Source organism: Haloarcula amylolytica JCM 13557 (assembly GCF_000336615.1).
GTDB classification, from domain to species: domain Archaea; phylum Halobacteriota; class Halobacteria; order Halobacteriales; family Haloarculaceae; genus Haloarcula; species Haloarcula amylolytica.
On record NZ_AOLW01000035.1, the window covers coordinates 118,507 to 140,449 of the forward strand.

The following is a 21,943-nucleotide window of genomic DNA, read 5'->3' on the forward strand; positions in this document are numbered from 1 at the left end:
CCAGCGGGTGGATTGTTGGTTATCGCGATAGCTGGCAGACTGGGCTGTCGCTGAACAGTGTGCAAGTAGTATTCAGTGATCGGTTGAGTACAGTAACTGTCGCGGCAGATGGGCAGGAGCGTTGCGACGACTAACGTGACCAGTGCGGCGCGAACAGTGAATCCCGGACCAGAAGCAGAACCCGAATCGTTGAGCGGGCAGGATGAGACAGAGAACACCACAGTGTCTGCAGTAACACTTCGTTAGAGAGTTTCTAACGCCATATTACTGCGGACATTGTGGCGTCTGACGGGGAGGTCTGGTGCATAATCGTGAATAGACACCACGATGTCCGCTGTTCTATTGGGGCAGTTGAGAAATCATGCGTCGATTACTGCGGACATCGTGGTGTTATTTCGCTTGGACCACACCACGATGTCCGCTGTTCTGGTGGGGTAGACACGAGAACAGCGGACACGGCGGTGTGTGCTTGAACAATAGAAACGCGATAAATTGTTCACAGAGGGTCTGAAGACCGTAAATTAGGCGAGCAATGGGAGAGAACACTCCCACCCCACTTTGTCCGCTGTTCTTCGAAAGAGAGGGGGAGGGGGGAAGGAAACAGCCACATTTGATTCGAAGGGTAGTCAATTTAGAACGGTCTGGATACTATCTGAACTTTATCTAGATAGAATCTAGACAGCTTAGATGTCACCTAGTCTCAACTAGATTGTGTCTGCATACTACCTAGATCTTATCTAGGCTAGAGATAGCGTCAAGTATTGCTATAGCGTCTTTCTCTATAGCTATTAAACTGCACTACGGTCCAGCTCTCAGCATACCAATATAAACTTTTCCTTATTGAATAGTTCTCTGTGTCACCCCCACCTACCGTTTTCTAGTTACTGCGGACATAGTGGGGTGGGAGGGTCCCACCATTCTTTTATAAGCAGCAGAACAGCGGACACTCCGGACACTGCGGACAGGGGTGGTTTTATGTATGTTCCTTCCAATACATCAGGCAACGACTATGGGGATGTTCGAACGCGACACCGAGATCTACTTGGACCGGGATGCCCTCCGGGAAGACTATCAGCCTGAGAACCTCGTCGGGCGTGACACTGAACTAAACCGGTATCGAGCGGCTCTCCAACCCGTAATCAACGGTGAACAGCCCAACAACATCTTCTTGTACGGGAAAACGGGGGTCGGCAAGACTGCTGGTACGCGGTATCTAATTGACCATCTCGAAGAAGACGCAGCGAAATACGAGGATATCGATCTCACAGTGAAGATGCTAAACTGTGATGGCCTCTCCAGTAGTTATCAAATTGCGACCCGGCTCGTCAACGAATTCAGGGACGAAACGAGCCAGATCAGTACGACAGGGTATCCTCGTGCAACGGTGTATGACATGCTGTGGACCGAACTCGACTCCTGTGGCGGGACTATCTACATCGTGCTCGACGAAGTCGACCACATCGAAGACGATAGTATTCTCTATCAACTCCCGCGTGCGCGAGCGAACGACAACCTAAGTTCAGCGAAGATCGGTATCATCGGTATCTCGAACGATTTCTCTTTTCGCGATGACCTCTCCCCGAAAGTCAAGAGTTCCCTTTGTGAAGAGGAGATCCAGTTCCCCGCATACGACGCGAAGGAGCTGATCCAGATCCTGCAACAGCGGGCTGACGTAGCGTTTCACGACGGCGTCCTCGAAGACGGCGTCATCGAGCTGTGCGCTGCGTACGGAGCGAAAGACGCCGGTGACGCGCGGCAGTCCCTCGACTTGCTCATGAAAACGGGCGACCTGGCCCGCGACAAGGATACGGATACGATTTCGGAAGACCTCGTTAGAGAGGCCCGCGACGTTCTGGAACGAGGCCGGATTCAGGAAGGTATTTCGGGACTGACCCAACACGGTCATCTGGTCGTGTACGCAATGGTTACGCTCGACCAGGAAGGGAAGACGCCAGCCCGGACACGGGATATCAGACCTCGATACACGAACTTCGCCGAAAAGGCAGGGATCGATCCGCTTGTCCCACGCCGGATGCGTGATCACCTCGGCGAGCTGTCGATGTTAGGTATCATCTCGGCAATCGAGCGGAACGAGGGACGACGTGGGGGAACCTATCGCGAGTACTCTCTCGAAATGGACCCGGAGATGATTCTCGCAGCGCTTGAGAAGACTGTCGACGATGTTGGAATCCACAAATCCGTCACTAACCTCGTTGATAGCGAAGCGACGCTTTCGGACTTCCAGTCCACTTAGGAACGGCGGACATGGTGGTGTCGAAACCGATTGATACGTAGCGGTTTTCAGGAGATAGAACAGCGGACATGGTGGTGTTGCCGCCGGTGATTGGAAGCTTCCGTCTTCACTTCAAGAGCGTGTAGAACTACGGACACGGTGGTGTCTAATGGTACCGACGCTACCTTTGATGCCATAATAACTACCGCGGAAGCTACCGATATATCTTTTGAGAATCAAATTTGTAGAATATGTTTGCAGCTACCCCCCTCTTTCAGGAGAGCCATACTGGATACTAGTTTTCCGGGTCAAACGATAGCTTGTTCGAAAATCGGGGACTCTCTCGTCCATCACTGGGAACGAATCTCTCATTTAACCTATCTCGTAATCCCCTCCCGGCACAGCCCAATCGGACCGATTATTGTAGACTGTCGTGGTCTGGGCCTCCGGTGGTAAGAAGTATGCAATTCAGGCGGTGGACCTTTTGGGATATATCGGCAGTGGAGTGCATATGCAAGGAGGCTACCAACCCAGACGAGATGTCCTGTACCCCCGCGATTAGTTCTTTCTTGCACGGCTGGCGTTAGTGGCCGACAGCTGGATCACACCGTCAGCGCGAACTGTGACGATAATGTTGCGGTATCGAAAGGTGATGTTCTGGCTCGCTGAGCCGATTGACTGGTCTGGCTGTGTACCGAATAGTAGTGTCTCAATGGCATCGACATCGATGTAGTCGTGCAACGGCGACTCACGATATGGTTCTGTTCCCGACTGATCGGCAACGGCCTGAACAATGACCGTAGCAAGCTCCTGGTCGCTGGTTGGATCGTACTGAACTTCAGTTAGAGTGCCACTCGCTCCCGCAAATCGTCTCTCATCCCCATCAGCCTCGTCGCTCTGGCTGTCGTCAGTCATCTATCTAGTAAACAACTGGAACGTACATATAATACATGTATGAATATTCGGGCATAATCACAACTCTCTTCACTCCAATCTTGAACAAGCAAGTAGCTATTTTGCTGAGCTATGCGGTATAGCTATTTCACACTGCATTGACCAGTCTATACGCATACGATGAATTCATTCGGGAGCAGAGTAGTATGTATATGATAACAATAGTCATGAAATGGTCGGTAGTATTTGCCCGTTGAGGGTATCCGCCTCCATGCATCAACTACCCAGACGGCAGTTACTCGGAGCCGTGTGTTCGGGATTGACCGTACTCGCCGGTTGCAGCAGCGATCAAAATAGTGGATCAGACGAAACAGAGAGTGGCGGCGGAGGCGAACCGTCTCCTGAAGCAGGTGGGACAACCGGCACGGATGCATCGCCGGTCAGCGGAGCCGACGACAGGTCAGCACAGTTCGGACAGGTCACGCGGTTTCCGGAATCGTACGCGATGACAGCTACAATGCAGTCCGGGGGGCAGACCGTCGAGATGACTGGTCGTTTCTATCAAGGGGATATGTACTGGTCGTTTGACCAGCAGGGACAACAGATGGAAATGTACCGTATCGGGAACAGCACGTACACCGTTACTGGAGGGCAGTGTCTCCGGGGAACGATGCAACAGGGGATGGACCGTGACGAGGTTGATCCGGGTCAGTTCTCCGACCAGCCGGAGGAAAACCCAGACATCACGCCGGTCGGCCGGGATACCATCGATGGCGAGGAAGTGTTGGTGTATGAACTCTCTCAGGACGGCTCTCAGGAGCCGGTCACATACTACATCCTCGCGGACTCCGGGTATCCGCGACGCATCGAAGCCGAGTCAATGCGGTGGGACTTCCACTCGTGGGGTTCGGTCGAGCCGATCCGGAAACCCGAAGGAGAATGCCAGTCGATGCCCGGCGGCGGCATGACGGCTGACGGGGGCAGCTAATCTCTCAGCAGGACCTGACTTTGACCGGCTATTCAGAAAGTAAACAGTTCTCGACATACCGCCGAAACTCGGCTCTCACGTCGTCGATAGTCTCCTCGTCACTGGTAATCCGTTCCGCCTGAATGCCGACTAAAACCGTGTGGAACAGCGCGGCTGTCTGAGATGGGTCTTCGACATCAAATGCGCCTGCATCAACACCCGCCCGGATGACACGGGCGATTTGTTTTCGAATAAAGTCATCACTTCTGCGAAAGAGGCGGTTGTAATCGTCGTCGTGTGCCGCTTGCGCTCGCAGTTCAATTACAGCCTGCGAAAACTCGACATCACTGTTGCTGCTGGTGCCAAATATTTCGTCAACGATTATCTCGATATACTCTTCAGGGGACTGGTTGGGCAGCGGGACCTGATTCTCGACCTGTTCCAGCATATAATCTAGGAGGTCTACCAACAACTCGTCCTTATTGTCGTAATGATGGTATATGAGCGATTGGCTCTTCCCAAACTCGTCACCTATCTTTGAAATAGTAAGATCCGCGTACCCGTGCTGACGTAACGCATAGAATGTAGCTTCAAGTATCTCCTCGCGGGTTCCATCTGGGTTCTGGAAAAAGGATATCTCGTTAGTCATCTTTACCTCGACCGTTTCCTGCTTGTCTGCTACGGTTCAAATGGCTCACGGTTTCTCCACTCTCTCTGTAGAGTACTAGACCAATCTGGGTGATATTTTCTATCATTGAACTGAGTAGCGGGTACGGTTACAGATAACTATATGATTGATTATACATTCAATAAACTTAAGCGTATTGTGGTCCGCTGTCTCAACGGAGCGCACTGGACTGTCTTCACGTTCACTGTACTCGTACATACATTCCTCTGCTGTCTCACCCTCTAATGTCCCATAAGATCTGTAGAACCTGTGTTGACATCGGTGGATAGCGAGGTAGCGGTAGCTTTGACTGGACACCAGTTTCTCTCTGGCCCCGAAAGATACGAAAGCACTATATGTGATTGAACGTTTAGTCAACACCACGAAATGGCTACTCACAAACGAAGAATTCCGAGACGGTTGATCGATAACGACGAGACGGAGCTTGGATGGGCGCTCAATTAACATGGTTTCTACAAAGTCTAAACTGCTACTTTTGGCTGTAATCGGGATTACCGTCACCAGCGGAACGGCAACCGCTGCGGTCGTTGGGAGCCCCGATATTGCGGCAACGCTTGAAGATGATACCGTCGCTCCGGGTGAACAAAAGACCATAGAAATTTCACTGGTCAACAGCGGGGAACTCGATAGCGGCTCCACTCGAAATCCGGCGTTGAACAACGAGGTAACAACGGCAAAGGGGCTTACTGTGTCACTCGGTTCTGGTGACGCTCCCATTTCAGTGAAAAACTCGAAACGAAGCCTCGGCACGCTACAGGCGGGGCCGAAGACGACAGTGCCGTTCGATATCAGCGTGGACGAAGACGCTAGTTCCGGTACGTACGACGCACAACTGAGGCTCAATTACAAACACACAAGCTACATTTCCGAGGGAACAGGGGCACGAGACGAAGACAGAAAAACTCGTTCCGTTGATATTGAAATCGACGTCACCGATGATGCCACCTTCAATGTGACTGATATTGACTCCAATGCACGCGTTGCCTCAACAGGTACGGTGGCAGTTAGCGTCGAAAATACCGGAGAGAGCGCCGCACGGGATGCCGCGGTAACGCTCCAATCACAGAATCAGGACCTCGCTGTCAGTGGCGGCGATGCCACCTCACGATTCGTTGATGAGTGGGAACCGGGAGAAGTCCGGACGTTCAACTACCGTGTGAGTTCTGCCGAAGCCGCGGAACCGGAGTCGTACGGATTTAAGCTGTCGGTTGCATTTGATAACGAGGATGGCCTCCGGACACAATCCGTGGGACAGTCCGTCGCAGTCTCACCTGACCCGGAACAGCAGTTCTCGGTTGTCAATTCAAGCAGTTCTGTCGCCGTTAGTAACACAGGAACGTACGAGGTTCAACTCCGCAACACAGGCCCGTTGACCGTGAATGACTCCTCTGTTACGTTTGTCTCAGAGAACGCGGATATAACGTTTGGAAAGAGCTCCTCAACAACCGCCTATGTGGGGGAATGGGAACCCGGAGAAGTTCGGACTGTTCGCGTCGATACAACAGCGAGTCCCGATGCTGAGGAACGAAGCTACGCGCTGTCGGCTAACGTACAGTATGAGGATCAAGAGGGCGATACCAGTACCTATGACGATGTCCGGCTAAGCCTCAGTCCTGCGCCTGAGCAGAACTTCGACGTGTCTAACGTCGAAACGTCGCTCCAGGCCGGAGAGGACGGGTCACTGAGTGCAACCCTCACAAACACTGGAACGCGTGACGTCGAGAACGTCGTTATCGCATGGGAAAGCCAACAGTCGACACTGTCGCCAAAAGAATCACAGTACGCTGTTGGAGATCTCGATGCAGGCGAAACGGCCAACTTCAACTTCGGCGTTGACGTGTCCAACAGCGCGGAGGCAGGCGCTCGGCAGTTTGACTTCGGAGTGAGCTACCGCGACGATAACGGCGACAGGGTTGAAGCAGATACACTCGAAGTTCGCTCACAAGTGGCTGGCAGTCAGGACGAATTCGACATCGAAGTGGAAAATTCAACGCTCGGTGTGGGCCAAGACCGGTCAATTACGTTTACAATAACCAACACAAAGAACAAAACACTGACCAGCATTGAGGGGAAGGCGTTCGTCAATGATCCGCTCAGTAGCAGTGATGATGAAACGTTCATCGCTGAACTGGCCCCCGGAGCGTCAGAAACGGTCTCAGTCCAACTCTCGGCGGGAAGCGACGCGCTAGACAAGACCTATCCGCTCAATCTGGACTTCCAGTATGAGACGCCTGACGGCGAAAAACGGGTTTCGGATACCTACAGTCTCCCGATAGAAGTCACGGACCAATCCGGGGACGGTGGGACGCCACTGTGGCTGGTTGGTGGCATTGGACTCCTTGCCGTTGTTGGCGGCGTCGTCTGGTACAGGCGGCAGTAACCGTCTGAAGCTAACATCTATGTCACAATGCTAGAGTATCAGAAATACATCGACGTATTAGACGATTGGATTGTCAACCGTGACAAGACAGTCGTCGCTGTGTTCATCGTCACAACGCTCATTCTGTCGGCGGGGTTCGGCATGACTGCGACCGACTCAGGGACATCACAGTTCACTGACGGCGTTCCCGCACAGGAGGCGTTCGACGAGGTCAACGACAACTTCGAGCGTGAACCGTTCGGCGAAGGTACTGGCTCTACGACGCTTATCCAGAAGGATCAGAACGTCCTGTCGAAGCCAGCTATTCTCAATATGCTGAAAGCACAGAACCGGCTTACGCAGCGCGAATCACAGGACGTTGTCGGCACGACAAGCGTCGCACAGGCCGTCGCCCAGACGCTGAACCCGGACGCAGAGACACTGCCCGAACAGATCGATACCGTAGAAGCAGCCTCACAGACGGAGATTAAGTCCGCGACCCGAACCACACTTGAGCGCCAGCCGGCAGTTGCAGGGCTACTCAGCAACGATCTAAACCGAGAGGAGCCGTCGGCATCTGCAACACTGACGACTGTCACACACGAGGTTTCAGGTGTTTCAAGCAGTGCTGGGACAGAAGGGTCATCACCACTGACGCCCATTCAGCAGGAAGCGGAGTTCATTGTCAGCTCGGTTGACGGTGATATCTCTGTCTTCGGCAGTGGACTCATCTCTGCGGAGCTGAGCAGTGTCATCTCCGACTCGTTGGGACTCGTCGTCCCAGCTGCCGTTGTCCTGATACTGTTCTTCCTCATTATCGCATACAGGGACCCGTTTGATCTGCTGATTGGCCTCGTCTCCCTTGCGATGGCGATTATCTGGACATTCGGATTCATGGGATGGGCCAGTATCCCCTTCACGCAGATGCTGATCACGGTCCCGCCGTTGCTCCTTGCCATCGGGATTGACTTCGGGATTCACGCTGTGAACCGATACCGCGAAGAACGGATCGAGGACGTCGAACCAACACCCGCGATGCGGACCGCAACTGACCAGTTGCTCCCAGCGTTCTTCATCGTGACAGGAACGACAGTGCTGGGATTCGCCGCAAACGGGACCAGCCAGCTCGGTCCGATCCGTGACCTCGGGTTCGTGGCCAGCGTCGGGATCATATTCACCTTCCTCATTTTCGGTATCTTCCTCCCGTCGTTCAAGCACTTCATGGACCGGCAGCGTGTGCGATACGACCTCCCCGAATTCAGTATCGCACCGATCGGCTCTGAGGACTCCGCAGTCGGCAAGTCGCTAACTGTCGGCGTGACAATCGCCCGCCGTGCCCCGTACATATTCTTTGCCCTCGTCCTGGTGTCTACGGCGGCCATGGGGGCGTATGGAACTGGGATTGATACCCGGTTCACCACTGAAGATTTCCTCCCACCGGAAGAGAACCCCGGATACGTCGAGGTTCTGCCGGAAGCTGTGGCTCCGAGCGAGTACACAGTCACGAAGCAGATAAATTACCTTGAAGACACGTTCGAGAGCGGTGAGAGTGACACCGTAACGATATACGTCGAAGGGTCGTTACAGGACGGAACGGCGCTCGAGGAGATCCACCGGGCGAATCAGGACCCACCCGACTCCTTCGTTACAGCCGGCGGGAGTGCAGATACCACAAGCATACTTACGGTGATTAACCGGTACAAGCGTGCTTCACCCGAGTTCCGCCAGCTCGTCGAACAGAACGATCAAAACGGTAACGGTGTCCCCGACCAGAATCTCCCGACCATCTACAACGCGCTGTATGATTCGCCGTACGGCGACCGGGCGGAGTCGTACATGACTGATGACTACGCGCGAACGCGCATCGTGTACTCCGTTGAGTCCGATGCGAGTCAACAGGAAGTGACGGACGATACGAGAGCCGTTGCGGATGAGTTCCGAATGGAAGCGACCGCAACCGGCAGTGTTGTAGTGTTGAAAGCGGTCTCGGACGTAATCGCTGAATCCGCGTACATAAGCCTGGCTCTCGCAATTCTCGCGTCCGCAGCGTTCCTGTTTTTCGCCTACTGGCTACTTGAACGGCGTCCCGGGCTGGGCGCTGCGAACCTCGTGCCGATACTGCTCACTATTGCCGCCTTGGCCGCGACAATGCGGTATCTGGATATCCCGTTCAACGTCCTCACCGGAACGACGTTATCAATCGGAATCGGGCTTGGTATCGATTACTCCGCTCACCTCGTGCATCGGTTCTCCGAGGAGTATCGTGGCGATACCGGCTTGCTTGAAGCACTCGACATTAGTGTTCGAGGAACAGGTGGTGCGCTGGCGGGAAGTATGGTCACCACCACATCTGGAACCGGCGTGCTCGTCCTCGCGGTTGTCCCGATCTTGGGCCAGTTTGGATTGTTAATTGCAGTCAGCGTTCTCTATTCGTTCGTGGCGTCCATACTGGTCCTCCCGACGTCAATCGTCATCTGGGACCACGGTCGTGGAACGCTTGAGACACTGCTCTCATCGCGCTCGACACGGAGTGTGAATTAATGCGGCCCGCTCGTTTCGGTTTCCGCCCACCTGTGGCGCATGATGATCAAAGTGGGCGGCTTGACCGGAAACGCTCCGAAGCAGAGCCTGAGGAATTGGCACTGTACTGTCAACCTATCCACAACCGGAGCGGAGGACTGTCTGTATGACTACAGATAGTGACGCTCTGGGTACAACTGAAAAGGAGATCATGCACGCAACCCATCGAGCGCTGGTAAACAGTGGATACGCTGAACTCTCCATCTCGCTTATTGCAGACGAACTCGACAAGGCCAAATCGACGATATACCACTATTACGACTCGAAAGACGACCTGCTAATTCGGTTTCTCAGATTCACTCTTGACCGATTCGAGGCGACAATCAACACGAGCATCGGTGACCACCCGAAAGAGGACCTCAATCACATCATTACGACACTCCTCCCGTGCCAGCTAACCGAGGAGAAACGGCAGCTTCACAGCGTTTTAGTTACGCTCTCCCCGCAAGCGCTGGATCAGGAGGTGTTTCGCGAACAGTTCACCGAGATTGATATTCGACTTACTGCAATCATCGAGAACACTGTTCGTCGAGGGATAGAGGCTGACGTGTTTCGCGACGTGGATCCGACACACATGGCCGAGCACATTCTAGCAATGATTAAAGGAACGATGTATAGCCGCCTCACGACCAATCGCGAAGCCGCAACAGGAGCAGCGAAAGCCTCCCTTTTTTCGTATATCGATTCGCATTTGATTTCGTAGCGCCTGTCGCCATGGTCGTCGCCGAATTTCCGCTCTCACACGGTTTGGACCAAGCCGGTCAATAGCTCTTTCCGGCGGAGTGCGGAGCACAGAAACGTACCCCGGGCCGCTAGTTCTCCGATACTGTGCTTAGATCGGCAACGCAAGGCGGCGGAACCGATTACCACCCTCTGTTGTACTGCAGTCAGTAGCCGAGGTGCTCGCGGATGAGGACAACGGTAGTGCGATCCTCTTCGAGCTCCTGGCGGAGGATGAGCTGTTTGGCAATCGCGGAGTCGACGCCGTAGGCCTCCTTCGCGCGCTCGTTTTCGAGTGGGTACGCGACGTTTTCCAGTCGGTCGAGCGCGTCTTCGAGTGTCGGCACGATCTTGTTCACGCCACTGACGATGACGACGTTACTGGCAGCGAACGGATACGCACCGATACGGCTCCCCGAGCGGTCTGCCGCGACGAGTTCGCCGGTCTGGGAAATGCCGTTGATGCCACCGAGGAAGTAGTCGGCCGTTTGCGACTTCCGGCGGGCGGCCTGCCGCTCTGCGTCGTCGTCGATACTCCAGATCTCGTCGGGGAGGCTCTCCCACTCGTGGTCCCCGTCACTCAGGTACTCGACGAACCCGATCTCTTCGAGCGTCGTCGAGTGGCCGTTCATCACAGACGCCTCTGTAGGGATGAGTGACTGAAGTTCTGCGAGCGCATCATCAGTCGAGTCAACGACGATGACATCGAACCCGTTTGCCTCGAGGTTCTCGACGGTCTGCTCAATGGTCTCTTCCGAGGCCAGTTCGTCCAGTGATTCGTCAATATCGGCGTCGTCCGCGTACTCTGATTTCTGTTGAGACATATTGTTTCGCGGTAGGTGTATCAGCGTCAACATGAAGGCGTAGCTAGTACAAAAGTGCTCGCGGACACCGATGTCTGGTAGTTACATCGGTGATACCTCGATCACCTGACAGGGTGTGACACATGGCTGTACTTTGTCCGGAAACAGCACGAGGTCTCTGATTGCTGACTGCGATATCAAATGCTGAAAACCGGGGGGTAGCATATATTGCCCTCCATTCATCATGTTACGCTATCAATGCAAATGGCTCGTAAGGAAACTACAGACGCTATCGGGACACCCTCGAAAATGGTACTGTTCTGTCCGGACTGTGATTTTGAGAGTGGTATGATCGGGGGCGACTGGGACGTTTCGAGCACCGGATATACGACAAGCTATCACTGCCCGCAGTGCGAGCACTCGTTCAGCGTTTCCAATCGCCGGTGACGCCTGAGCAGAGTACGGACGACGCATAGCGGCTCGATATTTCACGGCCTGAACATCGTACACACCGTGTTACGTCGAAAGGGAGGAATCACTAATCTGTTTTAGGTCCACCTGAAAAGCGATGACACGTAGACGCGAAGTACTTGCAGGTAGTGTCGGATTGGTGGCTTCCCTCGCCGGTTGTTCCAGTGGGAGCTCCGATGATGGAGGAACCACCGGGGATGGGGCCGCGATTTCCCAAACAGACCAGGCCGAAGCCACGGCAGGTACCGAGCAATCGACTCCGGAAAATTCAACGCCGGACACTGTCGAAATTGAGCCACACGGCGAGTTCACGTTCGAAGAAGTTCCCGAGTCGTACTCGGTCATTCCCAGCGTCTACCTCGATATCGGGATGGCGCTCGGCATCCAGCCTACCGCCGCGACCGACATGGCACGGGCGCCACGGAAGTTCTACGACATCCTCCCCGACGTTACGTTCAACGAGGACGACATCATGGCGCTGGCGGCCAGCTCCGAGTCCGGCTACGACAAGGAGAACTTCTACGCTGCTGGCCCCGCTGTCAATCTTATCGACCCTCGGGGATTACGACGTTTCACCGACTGGGCGGACTCCGATATTCAGGAAATCGAGGAGGCCACCGGTCCGTTCGTCGCGTCCTCGATCCGCTTCGGCCCCGAACATCCCTTTGGGTACGAGCAGGAAACCTACCACGAACTCTACGACGTTTTCGAGAAGATGGCGGCGGTCTTCCAGCGCCAGGCCCGGTATCGGGCCTGGGAGTCGCTGCACGACGAGTTCATGGCGAACATCAGGTCTGATCTCCCCCCTGAGGACGAACGCCCCTCCGTCATCGCGGTGTGGCGCGGCGTAGACCCGGCTTCCGGCCAATTCTATCTCTCTGATATCCACAAATACCACAACCAGACCAAGCCCCTCTCGCGGCTCGGGCTCAGGGACGGTTACGATGCTGAGATCCCCGGCGGTGGTACCGTCGGTTACGAGGAACTCCTCACCCACGATCCAGATTACATCGCTGCCGTGGGCCGGCTCACAACCGCAACTCACGAAGAGTTCGTGAACAACGTCGTCGAGCCGTTCGAGAACAACCCGAACGGTCAGGACCTCACCGCCGTTCAGGAAGGTAACATCATCCGCATCGGCGGCCAATACCAGGGTCCTATCGTCGATCTTTTCGCCACGGAGGCCGCCGCCAAGCAAGTCTGGCCCGATCGCTTCGGCGAGTGGCCAGGTCCTGTCCGCGACGTCCCCGACGAAGAGAAACTGTTCGACCGCCGGGCGGTCAGTGACATCATCAACGGAAACGTCTAACGCGATGGCGAAGGTATTCGACCGGCTCACGAACCTACGCGCAGGAACGACCGACAGGTACGAGGTCTCAAAGCTCGCCCTCATTATCGCCGGCAGCCTCGCCGTCCTGCTCGGGTCAACGATACTGCAGGTGAGCTTCGGCGCGTACCCGTTCACGCTGGTCGAGGCGTGGCAGACGGTCTTCGACCCGGCGGTATTGTCCAGCCTCGAAGTCTGGCGGTGGGCGTTTCTCGGTGCAGCGGTCCCGGAGTGGTTGACCCGCCAGCAACTCATCGTCTGGAACCTCAGGCTGCCCCGTATCCTCGTCGGCGTCCTGGTCGGCGCGAACCTCGCAGTATCGGGAGCGCTCTTTCAGATAATCACGCGCAACGAACTCGCGAGCCCGTACATCCTCGGTGTCAGCGACGGGGCTGGATTAGTCGTGTTGCTCACGCTAACACTCCTCTCCGGACTGGTGCCGTTCCTACCGATACTCGCGGCTGCCGGTGGCGGACTCGCGTTCCTGCTCGTGTATGCTATCGCGTGGAAGAACGGCACCAGTCCCGTCCGACTGGTGCTTGCAGGTGTTGTGGTAGGCACCGTCTTCGGGTCCGTCCAGCGGGCGCTGTTTTTCTTCATCGACGACCTCGGCGTTGCGATGTCCGCGCAGGCGTGGCTCTCCGGGACTCTGATGAACGCTGGGTGGGCTGAGGTACGAATCGCGTTGCCGTTCACCGTCCTTGCGATGGCGCTCGCGTTCGCCGTTACGCAGGAACTGGATGTACTGGCACTCGGCGAGGACCGAGCGGACTCACTGGGGATGCCGGTCGAGAAAGTCCGGTTCGCTATCGCGGGGATCGGCGTTCTCTCGACGGCGGCTGCAATCGCTGTCGCCGGCCTCATCGGGTTCGTTGGGCTCATTGTTCCCCATATGGTCCGTAATCTCGTCGGTAGCGATTCGAAGCTGCTGCTTGCGGGGTGTCTGTTCCTCGGACCGGCGCTGCTGGTCAGTGCAGACGTGGGTGCACGGCTCGCCTTGAGCCCCGTCCAGTTGCCGGTGGGCGTCATCACCGGCATCGTGGGCGGCCCGTACTTCCTCTACCTGATGCGGAAGAAAACCGACCTGGGTGAAGTCTGATGGCTGACGGTCGGCCCTCACAGATGGACGGAGAGACAGTCGAACACGGGTCCGAGGCCGGAACACGAGCCGTCGATAGCGCCAGTGAAACGACATCGGAGTCAGCCGCAGAAATCGACGGGACCGATCTCGTTGTCGGGTACTCTGGACGGGACGAGCCTGTCATCGACGGCGAGTCGATCGCCGTCCCACCGGACGAAGTGACCGCGCTCATCGGCCCGAACGGGAGCGGGAAGAGCACGCTCCTGAAAGCGATGGCGGACAAGATTTCGCCCGACGACGGAACCGTCTTTGTCGATGGCCAGACGATCGACGAGTTCGGGTCCAAGGAACTCGCACGCAAACTCGGCCTGCTCTCCCAGGAGAACGTCGTTCCGACCGGTATCTCGGTGGGTGATCTGGTCGAGCGCGGACGGTACCCACATACTGGGTTCTTCGAGTCGCCGTCCGACGAGGACCGAGCCGCCGTCGACGACGCGATTCAACTTGCCGGCATTGAGAACCTCCGTGACCGCGATGTCGACAGCCTGAGCGGTGGCCAGAAGCAACTCGTCTGGATTGCGATGGCAATCGCTCAGGACACGGACGTGTTGCTGTTGGACGAGCCGACGACGTTCCTCGACCCACAGCACCAGCTGGAAGTGATGCAGATAGTGGAAACGCTCCGGGATGAGAGTCAGATAACGGTCGTCCTCGTGCTCCACGATATCGCACAGGCAGCGCGGTACGCCGACAACATCGTCGCACTCAAGGACGGCTCGATGTACGCCCGCGGCCCGCCAGAGGAGGTGGTCACGAAACAGTTGCTTGCTGACGTCTTCGAGATCGAAGCGGCGGTTCTGGAAACCGAGTACGGGCTTCAGGTAATTCCGATTGACCCGGTCACCGACGCGCAGGCGGCACACACCACTGTAGGTCCTGTTCCCGAGGACGTTCCGGATACTGATCGGGAACCGTGACCGGTGGCAGCACCACCCAGACATCCAGACTGCGTCAGAATCGACATCACTGATCTTGTCGTCAGATGGTTCGGGGGATACGATTACTCTGTTTGTTGAGATAGCCGAAGGGGTCCCCCGCTTCCTGGCTCCTCCATGTCCGTACGGCCTGGTCGCTCACCACTGGATGAGCGGATTTGATAACACCGAAAATCGGGTTACCGTGGGGAGCGAGCCTCAGTCGTCGCTTGGCACAGCCTCGACGGATTTCTGTCCGTCGTCCTGCCAGCTAAAGAAGCTTGCCAGCGCCGGCCCGGTGATGTTGTGCCAGACGCTGAACAGCGCCGGAATGAGTGCGGCTGCAGGCTCGAACAGCGTTGTCGCCAGCGCGACGGCTAAACCGCTGTTTTGCAGCCCCACTTCGAACGCACAGGTCCGAACGCGGTCTTTCGACATTCCAGTTGCCCGCCCGACACCGTATCCCGAGCCAAGCCCGATCGCGTTGTGGGCGACGACCGCCACGAGCACAAGCAGACCAGCCGTGAGGATGTTGTCCACGTTCGCGCCAACAACGCCAGCGACAATCGCAACAATCGCGGCGACACTGATAAGTGGGAACACGTCGGTGCCGATTTCAGCGGCTTTGGGCGAATAGCGGTCCAGCAAGTACCGGATTGTGAACCCGAGCAACACCGGAATGATGACGATCTGAATGATGCTCCGGAACATCTCCGCAAAGGTGACGTTGATCTGTTCGCCGAGGGTAAACACTACCCAGGCCGGCATCACGATCGGCGCTGCAAGGGTGGTAAGCGTCGTGATCGCGACGGACAGCGCCACGTCACCCCGACCGAGATACGCCATCACGTTCGACGCGGTCCCACCGGGAGCGGCACCGACCAGAATGAGACCGATTCCGACAGCGTCCGGAAGATCAAGGAGGACATACAGCCCGTACGCAGCGGCAGGCATCACCAGCCACTGCGTGACAGCGCCGATACCGATATCGACCGGTTCTTCGATTAGCCGGCGAAAGTCCGCCGGTTGGAGCGTCAACCCCATCCCGAGCATGATTAGCCCGAGCAGCGGGGACACGTAGTCCAACACTGGGACGAACGGGTCCGGCCTGACGAGAGCGATCCCTGCCAGAAGGATTACCCAGACAACGAAGTACTTGCTCGCAGCCCGACTCACCGCTCGAAGCGTCGATGTCGAAGTCACATCTCTGGATGATGAACAATGTAAAAAAAGCTTACTTTGGATCGCTGTACTGTCGGACGACGAACACACAATGTGGGACGGCCGCTGGTTCTCTGGACTATAGTACCAATTGAAAATCAATGGCTACTATCGCTATTGTTGGGTCGAGATTGATATCGACGCACAGTGAGTCTGTCCGAGAGCGAACAGGGCCTCCCGTAGTGAACTGCTCACGGAGTGGTATCCACCTGGCCATTGATAGTATCCCCCAACCCGTCTCCACTCAATCTATTCCATGGTCGCTTGCTCAGACAGCGCTTGGATAGATACGAAGATGTTCCGCACGTTTGACTATACTCTCATCCACGACGAAGCCAAACCAAACTTACTTCGACTTTTGAAGATATTTAATATAGGGTAGGACTTTACTGTATAGTTCGCCGATATTCTACTGCAGCTATGCCGACTGATGCACAAAACCCAGGCAAGCAGCCTGACATAGAGTCCGTGAGGAACCGCTCTTTGATTACAAAACTAGCTACGCTGACGAGACCAGTCAGGAATATATTTCTCTACAGTTCCGTGTATCTCGCAGTTATTGCGATGGCGGAAGCAGTCCTTGTGAGTGAACTACTGGCGCTCCCACTAACGCCGGCTCCGATTGTGGCAGGATTGCTCACGTTCGCAGTGTATGGCAACGACCGGTTGGCAGACTTAGAAACTGATGCGAAAACGTCCCCCGCACGGACTGCCTTCGTGCGCCGATATCAGAACGGCTTCTACGTTCTGGCGGCTATCGCATACGGCCTTGCTGTGGCCCTGTCTGCATTGGGTGGGCCCATCAGCTTTGGTCTATCGCTGTTACCGGGTGTGTGCTGGATTCTCTACGCCTGTGACTGGATCCCTACCCTTCCGAGCGGTACCCAGCGACTGAAAGAGGTCTTCCTTCTCAATTCAACTCTCGTCGCTGTAGTCTGGGCGCTCGTCATTGTGTGTCTGCCGATAACGTACGTTGGTGCGCCCGCTTCTCCGGCGGTCGGTGTCGTGTTCCTGTTTTTCGTATTGGCGACGTTCGTCAATACAGAAATTCCGAATGTGCGCGATAAGGAGGGTGACAGCGAAATCGGTGTCCGGACGCTCCCGGTTGTGGTCGGTGTTCGCTGGACTAAGTATATCCTCTACGGAATCACGGGTCTGACAGCGGTTCTGCTCGGTGTTGCGTTTGTTGCAAATATCATCAATCTCAGGGAAGCACTCGTTCTCTTACTTAGTTTGCTCTTCCTGAATGGCGTCATCTTCTGTCTTAACCGAACCGAAAACGACAGTGCACTTGCGGTCGCAGCAGAGTGTACTCGCTTACCAGCGTTTGTTGTTGTGGTCTTCCCACTGCTCGGCCAGTAGCACTATCATATAAATTACCTTATTTGTAAAGTACCTTCTCTTCCGCCAGTATTCGGCCCTCTGATGGCGGTTCTGTCAATCTTAGATACTTTCGAAGGCAAATAGGTTATAACGATGGCGCCCGATTAATCTTCAACATAGTTGTGTTCTCACTGACGCTGATGAAGATGGTGTTGGTCGCCACGATTGCGGTCGGCGTTACGGGCGGCCTCCTTGCCTGGAAAGAGCGCCCAGAACCCGGCGCTGACCCACTTATTCTGCTTTTGGCAGGCCAGTGCTGGTGGTCGGCCACGCTGATCTTCCGGATTGATGCAGCGACGCTGAGCTCGAAGGTTTTCTGGGTCGATGTCTCTTGGATCGGTGTTGCAATCATTCCGATAGCGTGGCTGCTTTTTTCGCTCGAATATGCCGGCTATACCGAGTATACGGCCCGCAAGCACATCCTGCTCTATTCGATCGTCCCTGCAATTACCGTCTTTCTGGGACTCACGAGCCACTCCCACCAGTTACTGTACACTAATTCGGTCATCATCCAGGAACACGGAATTGCGACGTTGAACAGAACGCCGGGTGTCTGGTTTTGGATTATAGCCGGCTATACGTATTTGCTGGGCCTTCTCGGGGCACTTCCGCTGTTGAAACTCGTTACGAGTCAAGTGGACCCGTTCCGCGGCCAGAGCTTAGCGCTCCTTCTCGGTCTGCTGGCACCCTGGGTGACGAACGTCCTCTTTTTGAGGGGGTCACTCCCATCTGCCGGTGTCGATCCGACACCGATTGCCTTTGCCGTGTCCGGTCTCGCGTATCTAGGCGCACTCACCAGGTTCCAGCTCTTCGGTGCAAATCCGACGCCGATACGCCATGCTCGCAATTCGCTGTTTCAGCAGATGCAGCAAGGGGCTCTCGTGTTGGATACGCACGACCATATCGTCGATATGAACGACCAGGCTACCACTGCCCTGCAGACGACGCCGAACGAAGCCCTCGGCCGACCACTTGAACAAATCAGTCCGGATCTATCGGCGCTCGGTAGCGCAACACAGGCCGGGCAAACGATTTACCGTCCCCAGGGGGCGTCCCAGTCGTACGACGTCTCCGAAAGTCTCGTAACAGATATCCATGATCGGACTATCGGCCGGGTCATTACTTTACACGATGTGAGTAACCTTCTCCGTGACCAGCAACGGCTAGAGGTTCTCCACCGGGTCTTCCGGCACAACATCCGAACGAACGTGCAAGTCATCCTCGGTAACGCTGCGTATCTAGCCACGCACAATAGTGAGTCGAAGGCCGCAACCCTGCAAGAACACGCCGTCGAAATCAATGAACTCGGGGAAAAAGTCCGTTCGGTTATCGATATCTTTGAACAAAGCCGAGAGGAACGAGATACTCTCAGCCTGAACTCTATTCTCGACGAGTGTCTCGATTCGACCAGCGAAGCGTATCCCGAGGTCACGTTCGAGTATGCTCCCGAGCAGACAGATTTCGCGGTGGATTGCCTGTTTGATGTCGTCTGTCTGAATATCATTCAAAACGCCGCTCAACACAATACCTCTCCCGACCCTGTTGTGTCAATCAAGGTCGAACGGGACGGCGAATACGTTCAGGTCACTGTCCGGGACAACGGGCCCGGTATTGACTCCAACGAGCTCGCTCTCGTAGAACATGGCTCGGAAACGCCGCTAAAGCACGGGAGCGGATTCGGGCTGGCACTGGTTGTGTGGGGAACTGATATCGCAGGTGGGACAGTCGATATCGAGTCGAGTGAGACGACGGGAACGACTGTCTCCCTACGGATTCCGATTCTCTCATCAGGATAAGTCACCGAGACGTTGAGAAGGTGGACGATTCTCCCTCTGTGCCTGAGTGAGTACCGTCCCATAGTATTCAGGATTTAGTCCATTATTACGCAATTTAAACCCTCTAAAACTCCAAAACCTATCCCGATTTACCCTCCATGAATGCTTGTATATGGCCTATCGCCTTCTGAGACACTACCGTTGTGCTTTTATATGTGGCTACAGTATTGATAGTAGAGAACAATACTATGGCCAACCACGACCTACTCAGATGCTGGGTGTCACAGGGGAGAACTGTCCGATGCCGGTCGTCAAGGCGAAACAAACCATTGACGAGCTATCGTCGGGGAAAAAACGGGCACGGACGTTCTCAAGCACTACGTCCGCACAACGGAGTAACACGATGATTACGGGACCTCAACAGGTGGCTACTGCAGATATACCCCCTGACTACGACAGGAGCGACTCCGACAATAGTGTCGACTCGGCGATAGCCGCTCAGCACACGACCGAGTCGAATCTCCAGCCGCTCATCTTCCACTCATGACACGGGTCTCAAACAAGGACGTCGACGCGGGCGACTCGACACATCGGGAAGTCGGTGAGGGCCTGCTAGAGGAGGATATGGGTCCGAGTTCAGCCATGGCCCATCTTTACCGCGGCGAGATCCACCGGATGAAGTTCTGGCGCGAGCGCCTCGACCGGACAACCAACTGGGCAGTGTTGGTAATCTCTGCGATCCTCACATGGGCCTTTTCGCGGCCGGACATTCCTCATTACATCCTCTTGATCGGAACGGCCACGCTTGCAGTGTTTCTGTTCATCGAGGCCAGGCGATATCGAGGTTACGACATCTGGCGAAGCCGAGTCAGAACACTACAGGCAAACGTCTTCGCCTACGGGTTAGACCCCGCTGCAGGCGTGGCCGATCCGGACTGGCGCAAGTCACTGAGTGCCGATTACCGACAGCCGACGATCAAAATCAGCACCGAAGAAGCTATCGCGCACCGACTCCGACGAGTGTACCTGCCGCTTTTCACTGTCTTACTAACCGCATGGCTCATACGAATTACCGTGTTCAGTTCCGGTTCGTGGACAGATAGCGCTGCTATCGGTATGCTTCCCGGCGTCGTCGTCATCGGCACTGTCGGACTACTATACGCCGCTGCAATCGTCGTCGCCGTCCGCCCCAGAACATGGCACGCAAAAGGAGAGCTTCGGTCCGAAGATCTCCGCCAATAGGGTATTCTGGAATTCACCGAAGTCCCACGGAAATTATGTGACAGTGGTGTATGCTGTGGGTAACGCCGATCACGGACACGAAATAATCGGTCAGTTCGTCTAGGTTCTACACCAGTGTCGATGCACTATTGGAGATTCATCGCTATCCAAATGCAACCAACTGGGAACTACGATTAGTAGCACATACCAATCAGGCAGGGACATGATGACTCAACCTTCGGTACTGTTGCACCGGGACAGGCGCCAGTACAATACTCAGGCTACAGCAGAGGAGTATCACCGGTGACCACGCTTGCACGCAATATCAGTTCCTGGCTACTCGTCGCTACTGTGGTGGCCACCAGTGGGACAGTCGGGACAACAGTTGCATTTCAGGATTCTGCACAGGACATACAAACAGAGAACGAAGCCCTCCACGCTGAAAACGAGGAATTGCGTGAACAACTGAACGAGACCCGGGAAGACCGAAAGGCGGAAAAATCCCGTGCTGAAAACCTCAACAAACAGTTAGAAACACGCAACGAGGACGTAGACACACTTCTTTCGGAACTAGAAAGGAAAGAAAAAATGTTAAATGCCAGCCAAGCCCGGCTCGCGGAGTCCCGTGAAAACCAAGCGGGCATGTCACGGTCCGAAATGGAAAAACGGCTCGATTATCTCTGTGCACAGCCAGAGAACATTGACCGATTTGGTTGCCAGGAGTTCGGTCCCGATGAGTGACAACTGAGAGATTGGCCCTTGAGTAAGCCACATTTCAGAACCGCTGGATCTGTTCTATACTGTTGGCTCGGCCATTGCACGATATCCATCCCGTGTGGTGAAATTCTTCACAGATGGCCGGCGATGACGGTTACGGGAGCTACCGCAGGCCCGGAATATCCTATCCTGTAGTCGGTCTTACCTGCTCATTGGTGCTCTTGGAAGAGCGGTGAAGGGGCTGGTCTCAGCACAGACGAGAAATCTGTGCTTGACTCCGCTACAGAATATACGGAATTTGAGTGGAGATGAGCCCTAACCGGATAAAAACTGCAGTGGACCACTTCTACCGAGCCTGTACAGCACAGAATTTGATATAGCGTTATATGATTTATGTGCTGTGGTAATGCGACCGTTTGTATTTGTCTTGTTATGGGTTTCTGCATGAGAAAACAATACAAGACAAACTATTAGTCGTACGATGGAAATACGCTACATACGAAAACTCGGTGATTCAGACGAACCAGCT

The 21,943-nt window shown here is 55.2% G+C and carries 16 protein-coding genes; 12 read left to right on the forward strand and 4 right to left on the reverse strand.

What is annotated here, in order from left to right; translation table 11 throughout:
- Window positions 1–1,009 precede the first annotated feature (1,009 nt).
- Window positions 1,010–2,254 (forward strand): Cdc6/Cdc18 family protein, encoded by a 1,245-nt coding sequence (locus C442_RS14515; RefSeq protein WP_004594978.1) that lies wholly within the window; start codon window positions 1,010–1,012, stop codon window positions 2,252–2,254.
- A gap of 537 nt (window positions 2,255–2,791) precedes the next feature.
- On the opposite strand, the gene C442_RS14520 is transcribed toward C442_RS14515, so the two are convergent.
- On the reverse strand, window positions 2,792–3,148 hold the full coding sequence (locus C442_RS14520; RefSeq protein ID WP_008311715.1) for a HalOD1 output domain-containing protein: 357 nt from the start codon (window positions 3,146–3,148) through the stop codon (window positions 2,792–2,794).
- Window positions 3,149–3,644: 496 nt separating this feature from the next.
- Between C442_RS14520 and C442_RS14525 the strand changes: the two genes are divergently transcribed.
- Window positions 3,645–4,115 (forward strand): hypothetical protein, encoded by a 471-nt coding sequence (locus C442_RS14525; protein WP_008311717.1) that lies wholly within the window; start codon window positions 3,645–3,647, stop codon window positions 4,113–4,115.
- A gap of 28 nt (window positions 4,116–4,143) precedes the next feature.
- On the opposite strand, the gene C442_RS14530 is transcribed toward C442_RS14525, so the two are convergent.
- A complete protein-coding gene (locus C442_RS14530) occupies window positions 4,144–4,743 on the reverse strand; it encodes a TetR/AcrR family transcriptional regulator (RefSeq protein WP_008311719.1) in 600 nt (199 codons plus the stop codon).
- Window positions 4,744–5,227: 484 nt separating this feature from the next.
- Between C442_RS14530 and C442_RS14535 the strand changes: the two genes are divergently transcribed.
- The 3 genes from C442_RS14535 (at window position 5,228) to C442_RS14545 (ending at window position 10,424) form a co-directional block, all read left to right on the forward strand.
- Window positions 5,228–7,162 carry a COG1361 S-layer family protein gene (locus C442_RS14535; RefSeq protein ID WP_049943014.1) on the forward strand — a complete coding sequence of 645 codons (1,935 nt, stop codon included), beginning with the start codon at window positions 5,228–5,230 and terminating at the stop codon, window positions 7,160–7,162.
- A 27-nt stretch (window positions 7,163–7,189) separates the two neighbouring features.
- A complete protein-coding gene (locus C442_RS14540; protein WP_008311723.1) occupies window positions 7,190–9,682 on the forward strand; it encodes an efflux RND transporter permease subunit in 2,493 nt (830 codons plus the stop codon).
- Window positions 9,683–9,827: 145 nt separating this feature from the next.
- A complete protein-coding gene (locus C442_RS14545; protein WP_008311725.1) occupies window positions 9,828–10,424 on the forward strand; it encodes a TetR/AcrR family transcriptional regulator in 597 nt (198 codons plus the stop codon).
- A gap of 184 nt (window positions 10,425–10,608) precedes the next feature.
- On the opposite strand, the gene C442_RS14550 is transcribed toward C442_RS14545, so the two are convergent.
- Window positions 10,609–11,265: a lactate utilization protein gene (locus C442_RS14550; RefSeq protein WP_008311726.1), complete on the reverse strand. Its 657-nt coding sequence runs from the start codon at window positions 11,263–11,265 to the stop codon at window positions 10,609–10,611.
- Between the two features lie 547 nt (window positions 11,266–11,812).
- Between C442_RS14550 and C442_RS14555 the strand changes: the two genes are divergently transcribed.
- The 3 genes from C442_RS14555 to C442_RS14565 are packed head-to-tail and all read left to right on the forward strand — an operon-like array spanning window position 11,813 to window position 15,100.
- The gene (locus C442_RS14555) at window positions 11,813–13,024 is read left to right on the forward strand and encodes an ABC transporter substrate-binding protein (protein WP_049943015.1); all 1,212 of its coding nucleotides are present in this window, start codon (window positions 11,813–11,815) and stop codon (window positions 13,022–13,024) included.
- 4 nt (window positions 13,025–13,028) lie between these two features.
- The gene (locus C442_RS14560) at window positions 13,029–14,141 is read left to right on the forward strand and encodes a FecCD family ABC transporter permease (RefSeq protein WP_008311729.1); all 1,113 of its coding nucleotides are present in this window, start codon (window positions 13,029–13,031) and stop codon (window positions 14,139–14,141) included.
- Window positions 14,141–15,100, forward strand: coding sequence for an ABC transporter ATP-binding protein (locus C442_RS14565; RefSeq protein ID WP_008311730.1), 960 nt, complete (start codon window positions 14,141–14,143; stop codon window positions 15,098–15,100). The genes C442_RS14560 and C442_RS14565 overlap by 1 nt, the downstream gene beginning before the upstream one ends.
- A gap of 216 nt (window positions 15,101–15,316) precedes the next feature.
- On the opposite strand, the gene C442_RS14570 is transcribed toward C442_RS14565, so the two are convergent.
- Window positions 15,317–16,273 (reverse strand): bile acid:sodium symporter family protein, encoded by a 957-nt coding sequence (locus C442_RS14570; RefSeq protein ID WP_008311731.1) that lies wholly within the window; start codon window positions 16,271–16,273, stop codon window positions 15,317–15,319.
- Window positions 16,274–16,738: 465 nt separating this feature from the next.
- Between C442_RS14570 and C442_RS14575 the strand changes: the two genes are divergently transcribed.
- The 4 genes from C442_RS14575 (at window position 16,739) to C442_RS14595 (ending at window position 21,438) form a co-directional block, all read left to right on the forward strand.
- A complete protein-coding gene (locus C442_RS14575; protein ID WP_008311732.1) occupies window positions 16,739–17,680 on the forward strand; it encodes a UbiA family prenyltransferase in 942 nt (313 codons plus the stop codon).
- 167 nt (window positions 17,681–17,847) lie between these two features.
- Entirely contained in the window at window positions 17,848–19,497 is a 1,650-nt protein-coding gene (locus tag C442_RS14580; RefSeq protein ID WP_239642308.1) for a histidine kinase N-terminal 7TM domain-containing protein, read from the forward strand.
- Between the two features lie 522 nt (window positions 19,498–20,019).
- Window positions 20,020–20,718: a DUF2270 domain-containing protein gene (locus tag C442_RS14590; protein WP_008311735.1), complete on the forward strand. Its 699-nt coding sequence runs from the start codon at window positions 20,020–20,022 to the stop codon at window positions 20,716–20,718.
- Window positions 20,719–21,000: 282 nt separating this feature from the next.
- Entirely contained in the window at window positions 21,001–21,438 is a 438-nt protein-coding gene (locus C442_RS14595) for a chromosome partition protein (protein WP_023842983.1), read from the forward strand.
- Window positions 21,439–21,943: the final 505 nt, after the last annotated feature.